Source organism: Limnohabitans sp. (genome assembly GCF_046052825.1).
In the GTDB taxonomy this organism is placed as follows: Bacteria; Pseudomonadota; Gammaproteobacteria; order Burkholderiales; family Burkholderiaceae_C; genus Limnohabitans.
This window is the reverse complement of sequence record NZ_JAVLFP010000098.1, coordinates 37836-52934: the sequence shown is the minus strand read 5'-3', so window position 1 is coordinate 52934 and position 15099 is coordinate 37836. Positions and strand designations below refer to the sequence as shown.

General features: G+C 56.9%; 16 protein-coding genes. 8 read left to right on the top strand and 8 right to left on the bottom strand.

Going from position 1 to position 15099, the window contains the following annotated elements:
- Position 1 precedes the first annotated feature (1 nt).
- Positions 2-457 (bottom strand): (2Fe-2S)-binding protein, encoded by a 456-nt coding sequence (locus ACKWJN_RS15690; protein WP_408598454.1) that lies wholly within the window; start codon positions 455-457, stop codon positions 2-4.
- 51 nt (positions 458-508) lie between these two features.
- Positions 509-1381, bottom strand: coding sequence for a fumarylacetoacetate hydrolase family protein (locus tag ACKWJN_RS15685; protein WP_408598452.1), 873 nt, complete (start codon positions 1379-1381; stop codon positions 509-511).
- 88 nt (positions 1382-1469) lie between these two features.
- On the opposite strand from ACKWJN_RS15685, the gene ACKWJN_RS15680 reads away from it, so the two are divergent.
- Genes ACKWJN_RS15680 through ACKWJN_RS15670 form a run of 3 tightly spaced genes read left to right on the top strand, consistent with a single transcriptional unit; the run spans position 1470 to position 4069 of the window.
- Complete coding sequence (locus ACKWJN_RS15680; protein WP_408598450.1) at positions 1470-2159, top strand: GntR family transcriptional regulator; 690 nt, start codon at positions 1470-1472, stop codon at positions 2157-2159.
- A 33-nt stretch (positions 2160-2192) separates the two neighbouring features.
- Positions 2193-3056, top strand: a complete 864-nt coding sequence (locus tag ACKWJN_RS15675; RefSeq protein ID WP_408598448.1) for a polysaccharide deacetylase family protein — start codon at positions 2193-2195, stop codon at positions 3054-3056.
- 26 nt (positions 3057-3082) lie between these two features.
- Complete coding sequence (locus ACKWJN_RS15670) at positions 3083-4069, top strand: Bug family tripartite tricarboxylate transporter substrate binding protein (protein WP_408598446.1); 987 nt, start codon at positions 3083-3085, stop codon at positions 4067-4069.
- 109 nt (positions 4070-4178) lie between these two features.
- On the opposite strand, the gene phbB is transcribed toward ACKWJN_RS15670, so the two are convergent.
- Genes phbB through ACKWJN_RS15655 form a run of 3 tightly spaced genes read right to left on the bottom strand, consistent with a single transcriptional unit; the run spans position 4179 to position 7885 of the window.
- Positions 4179-4916 (bottom strand): acetoacetyl-CoA reductase, encoded by a 738-nt coding sequence (gene phbB / locus ACKWJN_RS15665; protein ID WP_408598444.1) that lies wholly within the window; start codon positions 4914-4916, stop codon positions 4179-4181.
- Between the two features lie 55 nt (positions 4917-4971).
- Positions 4972-6150: an acetyl-CoA C-acetyltransferase gene (locus ACKWJN_RS15660; RefSeq protein ID WP_408598442.1), complete on the bottom strand. Its 1179-nt coding sequence runs from the start codon at positions 6148-6150 to the stop codon at positions 4972-4974.
- A gap of 34 nt (positions 6151-6184) precedes the next feature.
- Positions 6185-7885 (bottom strand): PHA/PHB synthase family protein, encoded by a 1701-nt coding sequence (locus tag ACKWJN_RS15655; RefSeq protein WP_408598440.1) that lies wholly within the window; start codon positions 7883-7885, stop codon positions 6185-6187.
- A gap of 101 nt (positions 7886-7986) precedes the next feature.
- On the opposite strand from ACKWJN_RS15655, the gene ACKWJN_RS15650 reads away from it, so the two are divergent.
- On the top strand, positions 7987-8283 hold the full coding sequence (locus ACKWJN_RS15650) for a hypothetical protein (protein WP_408598438.1): 297 nt from the start codon (positions 7987-7989) through the stop codon (positions 8281-8283).
- On the opposite strand, the gene pgeF is transcribed toward ACKWJN_RS15650, so the two are convergent.
- A complete protein-coding gene (gene pgeF / locus ACKWJN_RS15645) occupies positions 8212-8976 on the bottom strand; it encodes a peptidoglycan editing factor PgeF (protein WP_408598436.1) in 765 nt (254 codons plus the stop codon). The genes ACKWJN_RS15650 and pgeF overlap by 72 nt on opposite strands.
- Positions 8977-9036: 60 nt before the next feature.
- Between pgeF and ACKWJN_RS15640 the strand changes: the two genes are divergently transcribed.
- From ACKWJN_RS15640 to ACKWJN_RS15630, 3 genes are all read left to right on the top strand, one after another.
- The gene (locus tag ACKWJN_RS15640; protein ID WP_408598434.1) at positions 9037-9732 is read left to right on the top strand and encodes a fumarylacetoacetate hydrolase family protein; all 696 of its coding nucleotides are present in this window, start codon (positions 9037-9039) and stop codon (positions 9730-9732) included.
- Positions 9733-9740: 8 nt separating this feature from the next.
- The gene (locus ACKWJN_RS15635) at positions 9741-10289 is read left to right on the top strand and encodes an NUDIX hydrolase (protein ID WP_408598432.1); all 549 of its coding nucleotides are present in this window, start codon (positions 9741-9743) and stop codon (positions 10287-10289) included.
- A 90-nt stretch (positions 10290-10379) separates the two neighbouring features.
- Positions 10380-11414 (top strand): TRAP transporter substrate-binding protein, encoded by a 1035-nt coding sequence (locus tag ACKWJN_RS15630; RefSeq protein ID WP_408598430.1) that lies wholly within the window; start codon positions 10380-10382, stop codon positions 11412-11414.
- Positions 11415-11488: 74 nt separating this feature from the next.
- Here the strand turns inward: ACKWJN_RS15630 and ACKWJN_RS15625 are convergent, their stop codons facing one another.
- Complete coding sequence (locus ACKWJN_RS15625) at positions 11489-12808, bottom strand: TRAP transporter large permease (protein ID WP_408598428.1); 1320 nt, start codon at positions 12806-12808, stop codon at positions 11489-11491.
- Positions 12805-13215, bottom strand: a complete 411-nt coding sequence (locus tag ACKWJN_RS15620; RefSeq protein WP_408598426.1) for a TRAP transporter small permease — start codon at positions 13213-13215, stop codon at positions 12805-12807. The genes ACKWJN_RS15625 and ACKWJN_RS15620 overlap by 4 nt, the downstream gene beginning before the upstream one ends.
- Positions 13216-13524: 309 nt before the next feature.
- Between ACKWJN_RS15620 and ACKWJN_RS15615 the strand changes: the two genes are divergently transcribed.
- A complete protein-coding gene (locus tag ACKWJN_RS15615) occupies positions 13525-15099 on the top strand; it encodes a 3,4-dehydroadipyl-CoA semialdehyde dehydrogenase (protein ID WP_408598424.1) in 1575 nt (524 codons plus the stop codon).

Genomic DNA, 15099 nt, shown 5'->3' with positions numbered 1-15099 from the left:
ATCAAGCTCCCTTCGCCGCACGCAGGACGGCAAGCACGATGCGGTTGTGGGCGCCGCAGCGGCACAAGTTGCCATCCAGGGCCGAGCGCACTTCGGCGTCGGTGGGCTTGGGGTTGCGGTCGAGCAAGGCTTGGGCTTGCACGATCATGCCGGCGGTGCAGTAGCCGCACTGTGCGGCTTGTTCGTCGATGAAGGCTTGTTGCAGGCGGCTCGGTTGCTTGCCATCTGTCATGCCTTCCAAGGTGATCACCGCGCGACCTGCGACTGACGAAAGGGGCGTCACACAGCTGCGCACCGGGTTGCCGTCGACCATGACGGCGCAAGCGCCGCATTGGGCTTTGCCACAACCGTACTTGCTGCCATTGATTTGAAAATCATTGGCCAGCACGGTCAGCAAAGGCGTGGCCTCTGCCGCCGGGCTGCGCACCGGTTTGCCATTGAGTTTGAAGCTGATCACGGGTGTCTCCTTGTGGGTTATGGATTCAGGGTGGCGCCAAAGCGCCGCGCTTTACTGCTCGTCGATGATCGGGTTGGACAGGGTGCCAATGCCCTCGATCTCGATCTCGCACACATCGCCGGGCGCCATCCACACGGGCGGGTTGCGGGCATAGCCCACACCCGCAGGGGTGCCGGTGATGATGACGTCGCCAGGCTCTAGCGTCATGCACTCGGTGATGATGCGCAGCGACTCGACCACGTCCCACAAAAAGTCTTGGGTGTTGGCGTCTTGCATGACTTTGCCGTTCAAACGCGACTGAATGCGCAGGCCTGCGCCGCCGGGCGGCAGCTCGTCGGGGGTGACCAACCAAGGGCCGAAGGGGCCGCTGTCGTCGAAGTTTTTGCCAATCGTCCACTGGCCCGATTTGCGCTGGTAGTCACGCAAACTGCCATCGTTGAAACACGAGTAACCCGCCACGCAGTCCAGGGCGTTGGCAGCGGTCAGGTGGCGTGCACGCTTGCCGATGATGACGGCCAATTCGGCCTCGTAGTCGAGTTTGGTCGAGGCTTTGGGGCGAACCAAGGGGGCCAAATGGCCGACCATGGAGCTGGGACCACGCAAAAAGAAACTGGGGTACTCAGGCCTGGCGTTGCCACCCTCAGCGGCGTGGTCGGCGTAGTTCAAGCCCATGCACACGATCTTGCTGGGATTGGGCACCACAGGCAACAAACGCACACTGGCCAAAGGCTTGATGGCCGAAGCTGGCGCCTGGAGGGCCGCAGCATGGGCCGCCGCCATGGCGCCCGGTGTGGACAGCAAGGTCAGCATGTCATGGGGCAAATGGGCACCGGTCAGCCCTAAGTCAACAAACTCGGTGGCTTGTGCACTGGCAATCCAGCCGATGCCTGAATGGCCTTGATCTTGAAAACTCAGCAAACGCATGTTCAGTCCTTAAAGGGAGAAAGAGATGGCTGGATAATATCGATAATTCCCCCTCAGACAATTTTTTATCGATGAATCCTGTCGCCTTATGAACACCGCTCCCGCGTCTGAAACGAGTGCATCGCTGACGGCCAGCACCTACGAACGGCTGCGCGCCGATGTGCTCAACGGCCATTGGACCCCCGGCAGCAAATTGGGCATTGAGGCCTTGCGTGCCCACTACGGCACGGGCGCCACGCCGGTGCGCGAGGCACTCAACCGATTGGCGGCCGAAGGCTGGGTGCAACATTTGGAGCAACGCGGGTTTGCCGTGGCTGCGGTGAGCGAGGACGCCTTGCGGGAGTTGGCCAAGACACGGGTGTGGGTGGAAACCTTGGCCCTCACCCAAGGCTTGTTGGCCCGCACACCCGCATGGGAGGAACAACTGGTGTTGGCGCTGCACCGCCTGTCCAAAACACCGCGCTCGTTGTTTGCCGACCGCTATGTGGAGAACCCCGCTTGGGAGGCCTTGCACCGAGAGTTCCACCGCGTGCTGGTGTCGCAATGTGGCTCGCGTTGGTTGATTGGGTTTTGCGAACAGCTCTACGACCAAGCCCACCGCTACCGCCAACTGGCGGTCAAAAAGTCGTACAAGCGGCGCCACGAGTTGGACGAACACAAAGCCATGGTGGACGCCGTGCTGGCGGGTGACACCCAGGCCGCTTGCCAAGCCCTGACAGGCCACTACGAAAAAACCGCTGACATCATTTTGAACAGCGCACTGTCTGCCCCAACCTGACCCCTTTTGAATTTCATAGAAAGAGTTTTCCCGATGAACAACACGTCCCACATCACCCGACTGTCAGACGACTTCCGTTGGCCAGGCGGCCGCCGCGTGGCGGTGATTTTCAACATCGCTTACGAGGCTTGGTCTGACGGCCAAGCCCCTGGCATTGGCCCCATGGGCAATGTGCTCAAGCCTGGTTTTTTTGACACCAACGCCCATTCATGGGCCAGCTTTGGCATGGTGCGCGGCATTCACCGCCTGCTCGACTACGCAGACAAACGCGGTGTCAAAACCAGCATCATGGTCAACGGCGTGTTGGCCGAGCGCGACCCTGACACCGTGCGGTCGCTGCATGCGCGGGGCCACGAAATCGTCAACCACTCGTGGGGCATGGATGTGATTCCGGTCTACTTTGACGAAGCCCAAGAGCGCGAGAACATCCGCAAGAACGATGAGATCTTGACCCGCGTGGCAGGCGTCAAACCCGTCGGCTGGATCAGCCCACGCGGAACCGGCAGCCCCATTTCACCGCGCTTGCTGGCAGAGGCCGGTTACCTGCATCACGGAGACGTCAACGACGACGACCGGCCTTATGTGATGAACTTCGACGGACAACGCATCGTGGCCATTCCGTTGACGATGGACGTGAATGACTTGCCCACCTGCATCCGTTATGGCCAAGGCCCACGCCACATGCTCGACACTTTTGTAGACACCTTCACCGCCATGCGCGAGCGCGAGCAAGTGCCATTGATGCTGGACGTCACCGCGCACACCCACGTGATGGGACGCGCCTCGGGTGCGTGGGTGTACGACGAAATCATGGCCATCGTGGCCCAGCATTCGGATGTGTGGGTGACCACACGCGAAGAGATGGCCAATTACGTGTTGAGCCAAACCCCGGCTTAGGCTTAGGTTCATTTTTCCCCCTCACCATGACAGGACAACCCATGTTGCAACGCCGCACCCTTGTTGGATTGAGCACCGCCCTCTTGCTGGGCATCAGCGCTGGCACACACGCCCAAACCACCTATCCCACCAAGCCTGTGAAGTTTGTGGTGGCCTTCGCGCCGGGTGGGCCCGCAGACATCATTGCGCGCTTGCTGGGTCAACGCTTGAGTGAATCACTGGGCCAACCGGTGGTGGTGGAAAACCGCGCTGGCGCAGGCGGCAACGTGGCCAGCGGCATCGTGTCCAAGGCGGCGCCCGATGGCTACACGCTGATGGTCAACACCAGCTCGCTGGCGGTGAACGTGAGCTTGTCCAAGAACCCGGGCTTTGATGCCGAAAAAGATTTCACCCTGGCCAGTGTGGTGGCGTCCAGCCCCAACCTGTTGGTGGCCTACCCTGGGCTCAAGGCCCAGAACTTGCAAGAGGTCGTGGCCGAGGCCAAATCAGGCAAGCTCAACTACGGCACCGCCGGTGCGGGCACCACGCCGCACCTGACCGCCGAATACCTGTTCAAGGTGTTGGCCAAGGTGGATGTGACGCACATCCCCTTTCAAGGCGCGGGACCGGCACTCAACGCCACCCTGGGTGGGCAAGTGGAAATGGCCAGCGTGGCCCTGCCCGCTGCGGTGGAAATGGTCAAAGGCGGCAAGGTGCGCGGTTTGGCCGTGACCAGCAACAAACGCGTGGCGGCGTTGCCCGATGTGCCCACTGTGGCCGAATCAGGCTTTCCGGGGTTTGAGGACTACACCTGGGTGGGCGTGTTCGCGCCCAGCAAAACACCGGCCGAGGTGGTGCAACACCTCAACAGCGAGATCAACAAGATTTTGCGCAGCGCAGACTTTCAAGCCAAGCTCGCAGGCGTGGGCTTTGAGCCGGTGGGTGGCAGCACCAAAGAGGTGGCAGATTACCTGAAAACAGAACTTGCCAAGTGGGCCAAAGTGGTCAAAGAAACTGGCACCAAGGTGGAATAAATCGCAATGGCACGGGGCGGGTTGGTCTAGGTCTCGCAACCTGCCGAGCCCTTTGGCCCATGAAAAAACCCGCCTCAGCGGGTTTTTTCGTGCATAAGGCAGGGAAGCCTTAGCCCATGTGCAAGCCACCGTTGCACGAGAAGTCTGCGCCGGTGGTGAAGCCTGAATCTTCACCCGCCAACCAAGCCACCACGGAGCCGATTTCTTCGGGGTTGCCCAAGCGCTTGACAGGAATCGTTGCCACGATTTTGTCGAGCACGTCTTGGCGAATGGCCTTGACCATGTCGGTGCCGATGTAACCGGGCGACACGGTGTTGACCGTCACACCTTTGCTGGCCAACTCTTGGGCCAAGGCCATGGTGAAACCGTGCATGCCGGCTTTGGCCGCCGAGTAGTTGGTTTGACCCGATTGGCCTTTTTCACCGTTGACCGATGAGATCTGGATGATGCGACCAAAACCACGCTCGACCATGTCAGAAACCACTTGTTTGGTGACGTTGAACATGGAATTGAGGTTGGTGTCGATGACAGCGTCCCAGTCGTCACGGGTCATCTTCAAGAACATGCGGTCCCGCGTGATGCCAGCGTTGTTGACCAGCACGTCAATCGGGCCATGATCGGCTTTGGCTTTGGCAAAGGCCTCGACCGTCGAGTCCCATGAGCTCACGTTGCCAACCGACGCGTAAAAGGTGAAACCCAGCGCTTTTTGCTCCGCCAGCCACTTGTCAAAGTCACGCGTTGGGCCGCAACCCGCAATCACGGTGAAACCGTCTTTGTGCAGACGATGGCAAATCGCGGTTCCAATGCCCCCCATACCCCCTGTTACGTACGCTACTTTCTTGCTCATCATTTGTCTCCTGTTGTATGAGTTGTTAACTGACTGAAAAACTTCTCGATCACGCTCAGCGCTCAAGCGCCAATGAAACGCCCATGCCGCCGCCGATGCACAGCGCGGCCAACCCTTTTTTGGCGCCACGACGCTGCATTTCGTGCAACAAGGTCACCAAAATACGGCAGCCCGATGCACCGATGGGGTGCCCAATGGCAATCGCGCCACCGTTGACGTTGACCTTAGCAGGATCAATGCCTAATTCTTGGTTGACCGCACAGGCTTGGGCGGCAAAAGCTTCATTGAGCTCGAACAAGTCCACGTCGGCGGCGTTCCAGCCTGCACGTTGCAAAGCTTTGCGCGATGCAGAGACCGGGCCCATGCCCATCAAAGCGGGGTCTAAACCACTGGTGCCAAAAGCAGCAATGCGCGCCAAAGGCGTCAGGCCCAAAGCGGCTGCTTTTTTGGCTGTCATCACCACCACCGCAGCTGCGCCGTCGTTGATGCCCGACGCATTGCCAGCGGTCACCGAACCGGCTTTGTCAAACGCAGGACGCAAGCCCGACAAGGCCTCGGCGCTGGTTTTTTTGTTGATGTACTCGTCGCTGTTGAAAATCAACGCATCACCTTTGCGCTGTGGGATCGAGACGGAGACGATTTCATCGTGGAATTTGCCAGCGTCTTGGGCTGCGGAGGCTTTTTGCTGACTGGCCAAAGCCAAAGCGTCTTGCATGTCGCGGGTGATGCCGTGGGCCTTGGCCACGTTCTCTGCCGTGATGCCCATGTGGTACTGGTTGTACACATCCCACAGGCCATCCACGATCATGGAATCGACCATGTTCCAGTTGCCCATGCGTTGACCATCGCGCGAACCCAACAGCACGTGGGGCGATGCACTCATGTTCTCTTGGCCACCCGCAACGACGATCTCGCTGTCGCCATAGGCTACAGCTTGGGCCGCCAACATCACCGCTTTGAGGCCTGAGCCGCACACCGCGTTGATGGTCAAAGCTGGCACCTCTTTGGGCACGCCCGACTTCATGAGGGCCTGGCGCGCTGGGTTTTGTCCGGCGCCCGCAGCCAACACTTGGCCCATGATGACCTCGCCCACCAAGGCGGGGTCAAGCTTGGCGCGTGCCAAGGCTTCGCGAATCACGATCGACCCCAAATCGGTGGCGGCAATTTTGGCCAGCGAGCCGCCGAACTTGCCCACACCTGTGCGAGCGGCTGAAACAATGACGATGTCTTCCATGAGATCTCCTGAGGATGTTTGAGTGATCGAAAAATTATTTGCCAGCGCGCGCTTTGACATAACGCCCGGGGGCGTTTTCAATCGCTTTGTAGCGGCCTTTGCCATAGGTTTTGGGCGCTGCAATTTGTTTGCCTGCATGGGCCTTGAGCCAATTGGCCCAATCGGGCCACCAACTTCCGGGGTGCTCCTTGGCCTTGCCAATCCATTGGTTCACGTCTTTGGGGAATGAGGTGTCGCTGCCAGTCCAGTAGCAACGCTTCTTGGCCGCGGGTGGGTTGATCACGCCAGCAATGTGCCCAGAAGCGCCCATGACAAAGCGTTTCTTGCCAGGGAAAACTTGGGTCGAGGCATAAGAGCCCCCGATCGGCACGATGTGGTCTTCACGCGAACCGTAGATGTAGAGCGGCAGGTCCACCTTGCGAAAGTCAACCGACTCGCCACACACTTTCGCCTTTCCAGGCTTGACCAAGTTGTTTTCCAAGTAGGTGTTGCGCAAGTACCAGGCATACATAGGTCCTGGCAGGTTGGTGGAGTCACTGTTCCAGTACAGCAGGTCAAACGGAGGTGGTGTTTCACCTTTGAGGTAGTTGCCCACCACATAGTTCCACACCAGGTCGTTGGGCCGCAAAAAGCTGAAGGTCGACGCCATGTCTTTGCCCTTCATCAGCCCGCCCTGGGCAAACTGCCCCTCGCGGTATTTGACAAAGTTCTCATCGATGAACACGTCCAACACACCGGTGTCTTGAAAGTCGATCAAGGTGGTCAAAAAGGTGGCACTGGCGACCGGCTTTTCACCACGCGCCGCCAACACCGCCAAAGCATTGGAAAGGATGGTGCCCCCAACGCAAAACCCCAGCGCATTGATTTGCGGGGTAGGCCCTATTTCTTGCACCACCGAGATGGCCTTGATGGCCACGTCTTGAACGTAGTCGTCCCAGGTGGTGTTTTGCAAGGACTCATCGGGGTTACGCCAGCTGACCACAAAGGTGCGGTGTCCTTGGCTGACGGCATAGCGGATGAGGGAATTTTCTGGCTGCAAGTCCAAGATGTAGAACTTGTTGATGCAAGGTGGGATCAACAAGAAGGGCCGCTCATAGACCTTGGCGGTCAATGGCTTGTATTCAAGCAATTGAAAAAACTCGTTCTCAAACACCACGCGACCTTCGGTGGTGGCCACGTTTTTGCCGACCTCAAACAAACTCTCGTCGGTCATCGAAACGTGCCCTTGCTCCATGTCATGCAGCAAGTTGTGGATGCCTTTGGAAATGCTCTCGCCTTGGGTGTCGATGGCTTTTTGTTGGGCTTCGGCGTTGAAGGCCAAAAAGTTACTTGGCGCCGTGGCCGCAGACCATTGCTCAATCGCGAACTGAATGCGTGCTTTGGTTTTTGCATCGGTCTCGGCTGCATCGGTCAAACCCATCAGGGTGCGGGTGTTGAGCAAATAGACCGCAGCCGCAAATGCCGAGACAGGATTGTGGCGCCAGGCTTCGCCAGAGAATCGACGGTCCTTCACCTCTGGCGTGGCCTGCAAACTCTGGTTCCACAAGGCGGTGGCCTCGGCCAGATACTGCTGCTGCAGCTCTTGAAGTTTTTCTGGTGCAAACGTCAGCTGGGGCATGTCAGGTGCGGTGCCCATGCCTTGAAACGATGCCAATGCTTTGGCCCAGTTGTCTGCAAAACTCTTTTGAAACTCTTCTGCTGCGCCCGTCAAAAACTGGGCAGAATCTTGGGTCATGGGGTCTCCGGAACTGGGGTCTTTTCAATGCTGTCGCAAGTATGACAGCGATTGCCCTTCGGATTTCTGACAGACATCAAAAAAAGTAAGGTTCTTATTTCATGTATTTGGTTTTGATCGCGTGGTTTTATGTGGCCTTGATGATGGCCGTGGCAGAAGCCACCAGCAACGTGGGCAGCCTATTGGGCGCTGTCATGACCTTCTCCCTGTATGGTTTGCTGCCCATGTCGGTGGTGGGCTACATCATGTCCACGCCAGCTCGCAAACGCCGTCGCTTGGCTCAAGAAGCAGCCCAACTCGAGGCCCAACAACAGGCTCTTCAGGCCTCAGCGGCTGATCCAAATGCAAGCCGCGAATCGCCCCGTGATGCCATCGCGCCGGTAAGAGAAAAAGCGTGAACTTTGGTGCACGGTGCACCATGAGACGCCGCCATCATTGCCGCTGATGGCGCTCACGCCAAGGGACGCAAGACGCTGGCGTGCCAAACCTGGTAAGTTGGCAAACCACTTCCCTTGGTGTTGTTCGCGAGGCTTGAAGTGCTCGGTTGCCGATGCGTCATGCGCCAAGAATGCATCGCGCACGTCAGCCCCCACCTCAAACGCTGTCGGGCCAATGCACGGACCTAGCCACACAAGCACCTCAGATGGCGCCACACACGCTTGCCTGCACAACTGAGCCAGCGTGTTGTCCACCACCCCGTGGACCAAGCCGCGCCAGCCCGCATGGGCCGCGGCCACAGCACGCCCGTGACGGTCCGTCAGCAAGATCGGCAAGCAATCGGCCACCATGATGGTGCAAGCCAAGTCCGCATCGACCGCCATGCACGCATCAGCGACCACGCCATCGGGCGTGTCTCGGTCCAATGCCACCATGTCCACGCCATGCACCTGTTGCAAAAACACAGGGCGTGCAGAGCCCAGTTGCATCTTCAAAAGCTGGCGATTGGCCGTCACCGACCGAGGGTCGTCACCGACATGGCTCCCCAAATTGAAACTCTCAAAGGGCGGTGAAGAGGCCCCACCCGCACGGGTAGAGAAAACCGCCCGCACGCCCGGGGGCAAGGTCCAATGGAGTGCTTCGATCAAGGCCATGGTGAACAAGGATACCCGGCGTTAGACTTGGCATGTTTGTTACAACTGTTCTGACCCCACATGAGTTACTTATTCGCCCCCCCTGCCGTTGTCTCCGTGCCTGTCGTGGGCGAAACACAAGCCTTCCCTGTGCACCGCATTTACTGCGTGGGACGCAACTATGAAGAGCACGCCAAAGAGATGGGCTTCACCGGTCGCGAACCGCCGTTTTTCTTTTTAAAACCCGCCGACGCCTTGGTGGTTGTCAAAGACGGTGAAACCGGTTCCATCCCTTACCCGAGCCAAACTAAAAATTTCCACCATGAAATCGAGTTGGTGGTGGCGATTGGCAAAGGCGGAAAAAACATCGCGGCTGCCGATGCCATGCAGCATATTTACGGCTATGCCGTGGGCTTGGACATGACGCGCCGCGATTTGCAAAACGACATGAAGAAACAAGGCCGTCCTTGGTGCATTGGCAAAGCCTTTGACCACAGTGCGCCAATTGGGCCCATCACACCCGCTGCCTTGGCCGGGGATGTCGAAAACGCCGAGATCTATGTGCAAGTGGGTGGCCAGGACCGCCAACGCAGCAACGTCAACAAGTTGATTTGGAACATTGCTGAAACCATTGAGCATTTGTCAGCCGCTTGGGAGCTTCAGCCTGGAGATCTGATTTACACCGGCACACCCGAAGGCGTAGCGGCCGTCGTGTCTGGTGACACCATGGTTGGCGAAGTCGCAGGCTTGGGTCAACTCAAAGTTCACGTGGCCTGATCTCGCAGATGTTGCAACGAACTTTGATTGCGCATTGCAAGGCGTGTGGTGCGTCGGTGCAATACCGCTTGCCCGACGACGGCGACACGCGCGAACGCGGGGTCTGCACGGCGTGTCACACCATCCATTACGAAAACCCACTGAATGTGGTGGGCACCATTCCAATTTGGGAAGGCAAAGTCTTGCTGTGCAAGCGCAACATCGAACCGCGCTTGGGCAAATGGACCTTGCCCGCTGGGTTCATGGAGCTTGGAGAAACAGTGGCCCAAGGAGCCGCACGTGAAACCCAAGAAGAGGCCGGCGCGCAATTCGAACTGCAAGACCTCTTCAGCCTCATGAATGTGGTGCGTGTGGGCCAGGTGCATTTTTTTTACCGCGCCAAACTGCTCAGCGATCAATTCGACCCGGGCCATGAAACCATGGAAGCGCGCCTTTTTGCTGAGGAAGACATTCCTTGGGATGAGTTGGCTTTTCGCACCGTCAAAGAGACGCTGATGCACTACTTTGCCGATGCCAAGCGGCATCAGTTTGGCTTTCACCAAGTCGACATCTCTTAAGGCTTTGTCCACACGGCAGGGGAATTCCCCTAATTAACCGACCGATGGGTCGGATTAGCATGAAGTGTTAACCATATGGAGCTGAAACACATGACCCCCCTCTTCAAACGCATCGCCGTGTCTGCGGCTTTGGCAAGCGTCGGCTTGATCGCTCAGGCCGCCGATCCGATCATCTTGAAAGTCCACCATTTCTTGGGCCCACAGTCCATTCAGCACACCGCCATGTTGAGAACTTGGTGCGACAACATCAGCAAAGATTCCGGCAATCGTTTGCAGTGTCAGATTTACCCAGCCATGCAACTGGGTGGAACGCCACCCCAGCTGTTTGACCAAGCTCGTGATGGCGTGGCTGATGTGGTGTGGACACTGCCTGGATACACCGCAGGTCGATTCCCCAAGATGGAGGTATTTGAACTCCCGTTCATGATGACGAATGCCGAAGCCACCAGTCGCGCGGCATGGGACTACTATGAAAAGAATGCACTGGAGGAGTTCAAAGATGTGAAAGTTTTGGCCATGCACGTGCACGGTCCAGGCAACATCTTCACGTCTAAAAAGCAAATCAAAACCATGGCTGACATCAAGGGCTTGAAGCTGCGCGGCCCCACACGTTTGACCACCAAATTGCTGGCCAGCATGGGCGCAACACCCGTGGGCATGCCCGTGCCTGCCGTACCCGATGCCCTGTCAAAAGGTGTGATTGACGGTGCGGTGATTCCCTACGAGGTGGCACCTGGCATCAAAGTTGACGAATTGGCTCGCTTCACCGCAGAAACCGATCGCAGCTACAACGCGCTGTACACCTCTGTGTTTGTGGTCCCGATGAACAAGGCCAAGTACGAGTCTTTGCCTGCTGATTTGCAAAAAGTGATTGACAAAAACTCTGGCCGAGAACTCTCTGCATTTCTAGGCAAGACGCAAGCCGGCAATGACGTTCCAGGCAAAGAAAAGATGATCGCTGCAGGTCACGTGATCACGGTGATCCCAAAATCTGAGCTGGAGAATTGGAAAAAAGCCTCTGACAGCCTTGACGACGAGTGGATGGCAGACATGAACAAACGCGGCGCTGATGGCAAGGCTTTGCTCAGCGATGCCCAAGCCATGATCAAGAAATACACCAAATAATTGAACCATCCCCCAAACAAAAGGAGGCCCATTGGGCCTCCTTTTTTTTCGACCGCTGTCGGTTGAATGAAGCTTTAAGTCAAGACGCCAACCAGCCACAAGCAGATGCCAGGGAAGAACAGCAACACCAAGGTACGAATTGTGTCGCTGACTAAGAAAGGCATCACACCCCGGTAACTTTCGGCAATGGGTACGCCTTTGGTCATGCCGTTGACGACATACACATTCAAGCCGACAGGAGGCGCCAGCAGACCAAACTCAACAACCATCAGCACCATGATGCCAAACCAAATGGCGACCGATTCTTTGGGCATTCCAAAGTCCAAGCCCATCACGATTGGGAAAAAGATAGGAATGGTGAGCAAGATCATGGACAGTTCGTCCATCACCGCGCCCAAGACGACGTAGAAAACCAAGATACCAGCGACCACCGCCAATGGAGACCAACCTAAACCCGTCACCAAAGCACTGAGCTGGGTGGAGGCTTGTGACAAGGCCAAAGCCCCGTTCATCAAATCGGCCCCAATGAAGATCAAAAAGATCATGGCCGAACTGTCTGCTGTGGCGTAAAAACATTCTTTGAATTTAGGCCAGGTGATTTCACGCTTGATCAGGGCCGCCACAAAGGTGCTGGCAGCGCCAACGGCAGCCCCTTCGGTGGGTGTGAACATACCGGCGTAGATGCCACCAAAAACAATGATGAAAATCACCATGATCGGTGCAATCCCGACGAATGAGGACCAGGTCAAACCAGCCGCGTTTTTGTCCACTTCGGGCGCTTGTCCAGGGACAAGGCGGACATAAATCGCAATGGCGGTCATGTAACCCAGCATGGCAATGATGCCTGGAACCATGGCTGCAGCAAAAAGCTTGGCGATGTTTTGCTCGGTCAAGATGGCATAAATCACCAGAGGTACAGAGGGCGGAATCAATATGCCCAAGGTACCCGCAGCGGCCAGTGTCCCAGTCGCCAGCCGACCAGAATAACCGTGGCGAGTCAGCTCTGGCATGGCAACACCGGTGATGGTGGCGGCTGTTGCAACGGAAGATCCACAGATAGCGCCAAAAGCAGCACAAGCCAAAACTGCGGCCATCGCCAAGCCACCTTTGAAACGCCCAGTGACACCTGCGGCGAAATCAAACAATGCCTTGCTGATCCCCCCTTGCGTCGCAAAATGTCCCATCAAGATGAACAAAGGAATGACCGATAAGTCGTAACTCGCAAAACGTGCAAATGCCTGGTTGTTTAAAAAATTCGCAAACGGCATCCAGCCTGTTTGAAAAATATAGCCAAAAGCGCCCGCCACAAACATAGAGACAGCGATGGGCACACGCACAGCCATCAGAAGCAACATCACACCAAAAATGGCGCCTACCAATTGCAAACTGCTCATGCGGGTTCTCCCAAACTGTCGTCAAAGCCAATAAATGTCTGCATCAAAGCAATCACACTGGTCAAAGCAAAAGCCGGAGACATGACGGCAAAAACGATCCACTCCGGAAAACCCAAAATCATGGTCCCTGAGTTAGAGTTGAAGGCGCTCAAGCCGCCCAAGTAAGTGCGCCAGGACAACAAAGCAAAACAAAGACAAACAAACAGTGCCCCCATGCGATCCATGGCTGCATTGGCTTGGTCAGAACATTTGGCAGTGAAGAAATCCACAATGATGTTGCCGCGCTTGGCTTGACACCATGGCATGAACAACCCAATGGCGGCGCCTGTGGCAGCACCAGATAACTCAAAGTCACCGGTGATGGCCGAACCGAACAACTCTCGGCCCACGATGCTGGTGCAGGTCATCAAGGTAATCACCGTTAGTAAAAGCCCCGCAGCAATTGCACACAGTCGGGCTAACAAAATTAAAAAATGCATACGATTCGACAAAAGTTATCTTGAACGCAAGTGTAGACAAGTCTCAGTTGCCGAACGACAGGGGTTAGTACCGTGAAAGTCCTGTGTCGATTTTCTTTCGATACAAATGGCTCAGGCGCTTTGCGTCGTCCACATCCTTCGCATGCTTTGTAAAAGTCCCAGCCGCGAGAAGTCAGCTGGAGCAGACGACACACGATAATTGCCCGATCAAGAACCATTCCACCTCAAAGAACACCGATGAACACCGAACTCCTACAAAATTTCGCAGCAGGCCGCTGGCAAACCGGCGCCGGAGAAGGCACCACACTGTTTGACCCCGTCCTCGGAACAGCGTTGGTGCGTGTGTCCAACGCCGGCTTGGATTTGAAAGAAGCTTTTGAATTTGCTCGCCTTCAGGGGGGCACGGCATTGCGAGCCCTCACCTACAAGCAGCGCGCCGCCAAGCTGGAAGAAATTGTCAGCGTGTTGTCCGAGAACAAGGCGGCCTACTACGACATTGCCACAGCCAACTCTGGCACCACCACGCGTGATTCGGCCGTGGACATTGATGGCGGAATCTTCACCTTAGCCACCTACGCCAAGATGGGCGCAAAGCTGGGGGACCACACGCTCTTGTTGGACGGTGAGCGCATTCGCATGGGCAAGGACCCCTTGTTTCAAACCCAGCACTTTTTGACATCCACGCCGGGGGTGGCGCTCTTCATCAATGCATTCAACTTCCCAAGTTGGGGCCTTTGGGAGAAAGCCGCTCCTGCGCTGTTGTCTGGCGTGCCCGTGATCATCAAGCCAGCCACGGCCACGGCATGGCTGACCCAACGCATGGTGCAAGACGTGGTCAACGCCAACATCCTGCCCTTGGGCGCACTGTCGGTCATTTGCGGTTCATCCTCAGGCTTGATGGACCAGTTGGAAGCCTTTGATGTGGTGTCATTCACAGGCTCTGCAGACACTGGACGCATCATCCGCTCCCATCCGGCTGTGGCCGAAAAGTCCGTGCGCTGCAACATCGAAGCCGACAGTTTGAACTCTGCTTTGCTAGACCCCAACACACAGGTCGACAGCGACGTGTTTCAACTTCTGGTCGCTGAGGTTGTGCGTGAGATGACCGTCAAGTCAGGTCAAAAGTGCACCGCGATTCGACGGATTTTTGTTCCTGCCACGCTGTACCAAGCGACCGCTGAAGCCATCAGCGCCAAATTGAAAAAAATCACCGTGGGCAACCCCCGAAACGAGGCGGTGCGCATGGGTGCGCTGGTCAGCCAAGAGCAACACCAACATGTGTTGTCTGGCATCGCGACCTTGAAGCAAGAAGCAGAGGTTTTGTTTGACGGCAACAGCGGCGAACTGATAGAGGCAGACAAACAAATTTCAGCATGCGTGGCCCCCGTGTTGCTAGGCACTCAAACACCTGAGTCCGCCCACGTGCTCCACGACATCGAAGTTTTTGGTCCTGTGGCCACCCTCATGGCCTACCAAGATATCCATCAAGCCTATCGATTGATTCAGCGTGGCATGGGCTCGTTGGTGATGTCGGTGTACAGCGATGACCCCAGCTTCATTGCACAAACGTCTGTGGCGCTTGGTGCTCACCATGGACGCGTTCATGCCATCTCCCCCGATGTGGCCAGCCTGCACACCGGCCACGGCAATGTGATGCCGATGTCTCTGCACGGCGGTCCTGCCAGGGCGGGGGGCGGGGAAGAGTTGGGAGGCTTGCGCGCACTCAACTTCTACCACCGCCGTAGTGCTCTGCAAGCCAGCACATCCGCACTGGATGCCTTGGCGCAGACAGCAACGCCCCTGATTTACTGA

What these genes read in the sequence shown, in the direction of transcription:
- ACKWJN_RS15625 (WP_408598428.1), bottom strand. Translation starts at nt 12,808, where the DNA reads ATGAGCAGTTTGCAATTGGTAGGCGCCATTTTTGGTGTGATGTTGCTT.
- ACKWJN_RS15670 (WP_408598446.1), top strand. Translation starts at nt 3,083, where the DNA reads ATGACAGGACAACCCATGTTGCAACGCCGCACCCTTGTTGGATTGAGC.
- ACKWJN_RS15650 (WP_408598438.1), top strand. Translation starts at nt 7,987, where the DNA reads ATGTATTTGGTTTTGATCGCGTGGTTTTATGTGGCCTTGATGATGGCC.
- ACKWJN_RS15675 (WP_408598448.1), top strand. Translation starts at nt 2,193, where the DNA reads ATGAACAACACGTCCCACATCACCCGACTGTCAGACGACTTCCGTTGG.
- phbB (WP_408598444.1), bottom strand. Translation starts at nt 4,916, where the DNA reads ATGAGCAAGAAAGTAGCGTACGTAACAGGGGGTATGGGGGGCATTGGA.
- ACKWJN_RS15680 (WP_408598450.1), top strand. Translation starts at nt 1,470, where the DNA reads ATGAACACCGCTCCCGCGTCTGAAACGAGTGCATCGCTGACGGCCAGC.
- ACKWJN_RS15620 (WP_408598426.1), bottom strand. Translation starts at nt 13,215, where the DNA reads ATGACCTGCACCAGCATCGTGGGCCGAGAGTTGTTCGGTTCGGCCATC.
- ACKWJN_RS15630 (WP_408598430.1), top strand. Translation starts at nt 10,380, where the DNA reads ATGACCCCCCTCTTCAAACGCATCGCCGTGTCTGCGGCTTTGGCAAGC.
- ACKWJN_RS15660 (WP_408598442.1), bottom strand. Translation starts at nt 6,150, where the DNA reads ATGGAAGACATCGTCATTGTTTCAGCCGCTCGCACAGGTGTGGGCAAG.
- ACKWJN_RS15635 (WP_408598432.1), top strand. Translation starts at nt 9,741, where the DNA reads ATGTTGCAACGAACTTTGATTGCGCATTGCAAGGCGTGTGGTGCGTCG.
- ACKWJN_RS15655 (WP_408598440.1), bottom strand. Translation starts at nt 7,885, where the DNA reads ATGACCCAAGATTCTGCCCAGTTTTTGACGGGCGCAGCAGAAGAGTTT.
- ACKWJN_RS15640 (WP_408598434.1), top strand. Translation starts at nt 9,037, where the DNA reads ATGAGTTACTTATTCGCCCCCCCTGCCGTTGTCTCCGTGCCTGTCGTG.
- ACKWJN_RS15615 (WP_408598424.1), top strand. Translation starts at nt 13,525, where the DNA reads ATGAACACCGAACTCCTACAAAATTTCGCAGCAGGCCGCTGGCAAACC.
- pgeF (WP_408598436.1), bottom strand. Translation starts at nt 8,976, where the DNA reads ATGGCCTTGATCGAAGCACTCCATTGGACCTTGCCCCCGGGCGTGCGG.
- ACKWJN_RS15685 (WP_408598452.1), bottom strand. Translation starts at nt 1,381, where the DNA reads ATGCGTTTGCTGAGTTTTCAAGATCAAGGCCATTCAGGCATCGGCTGG.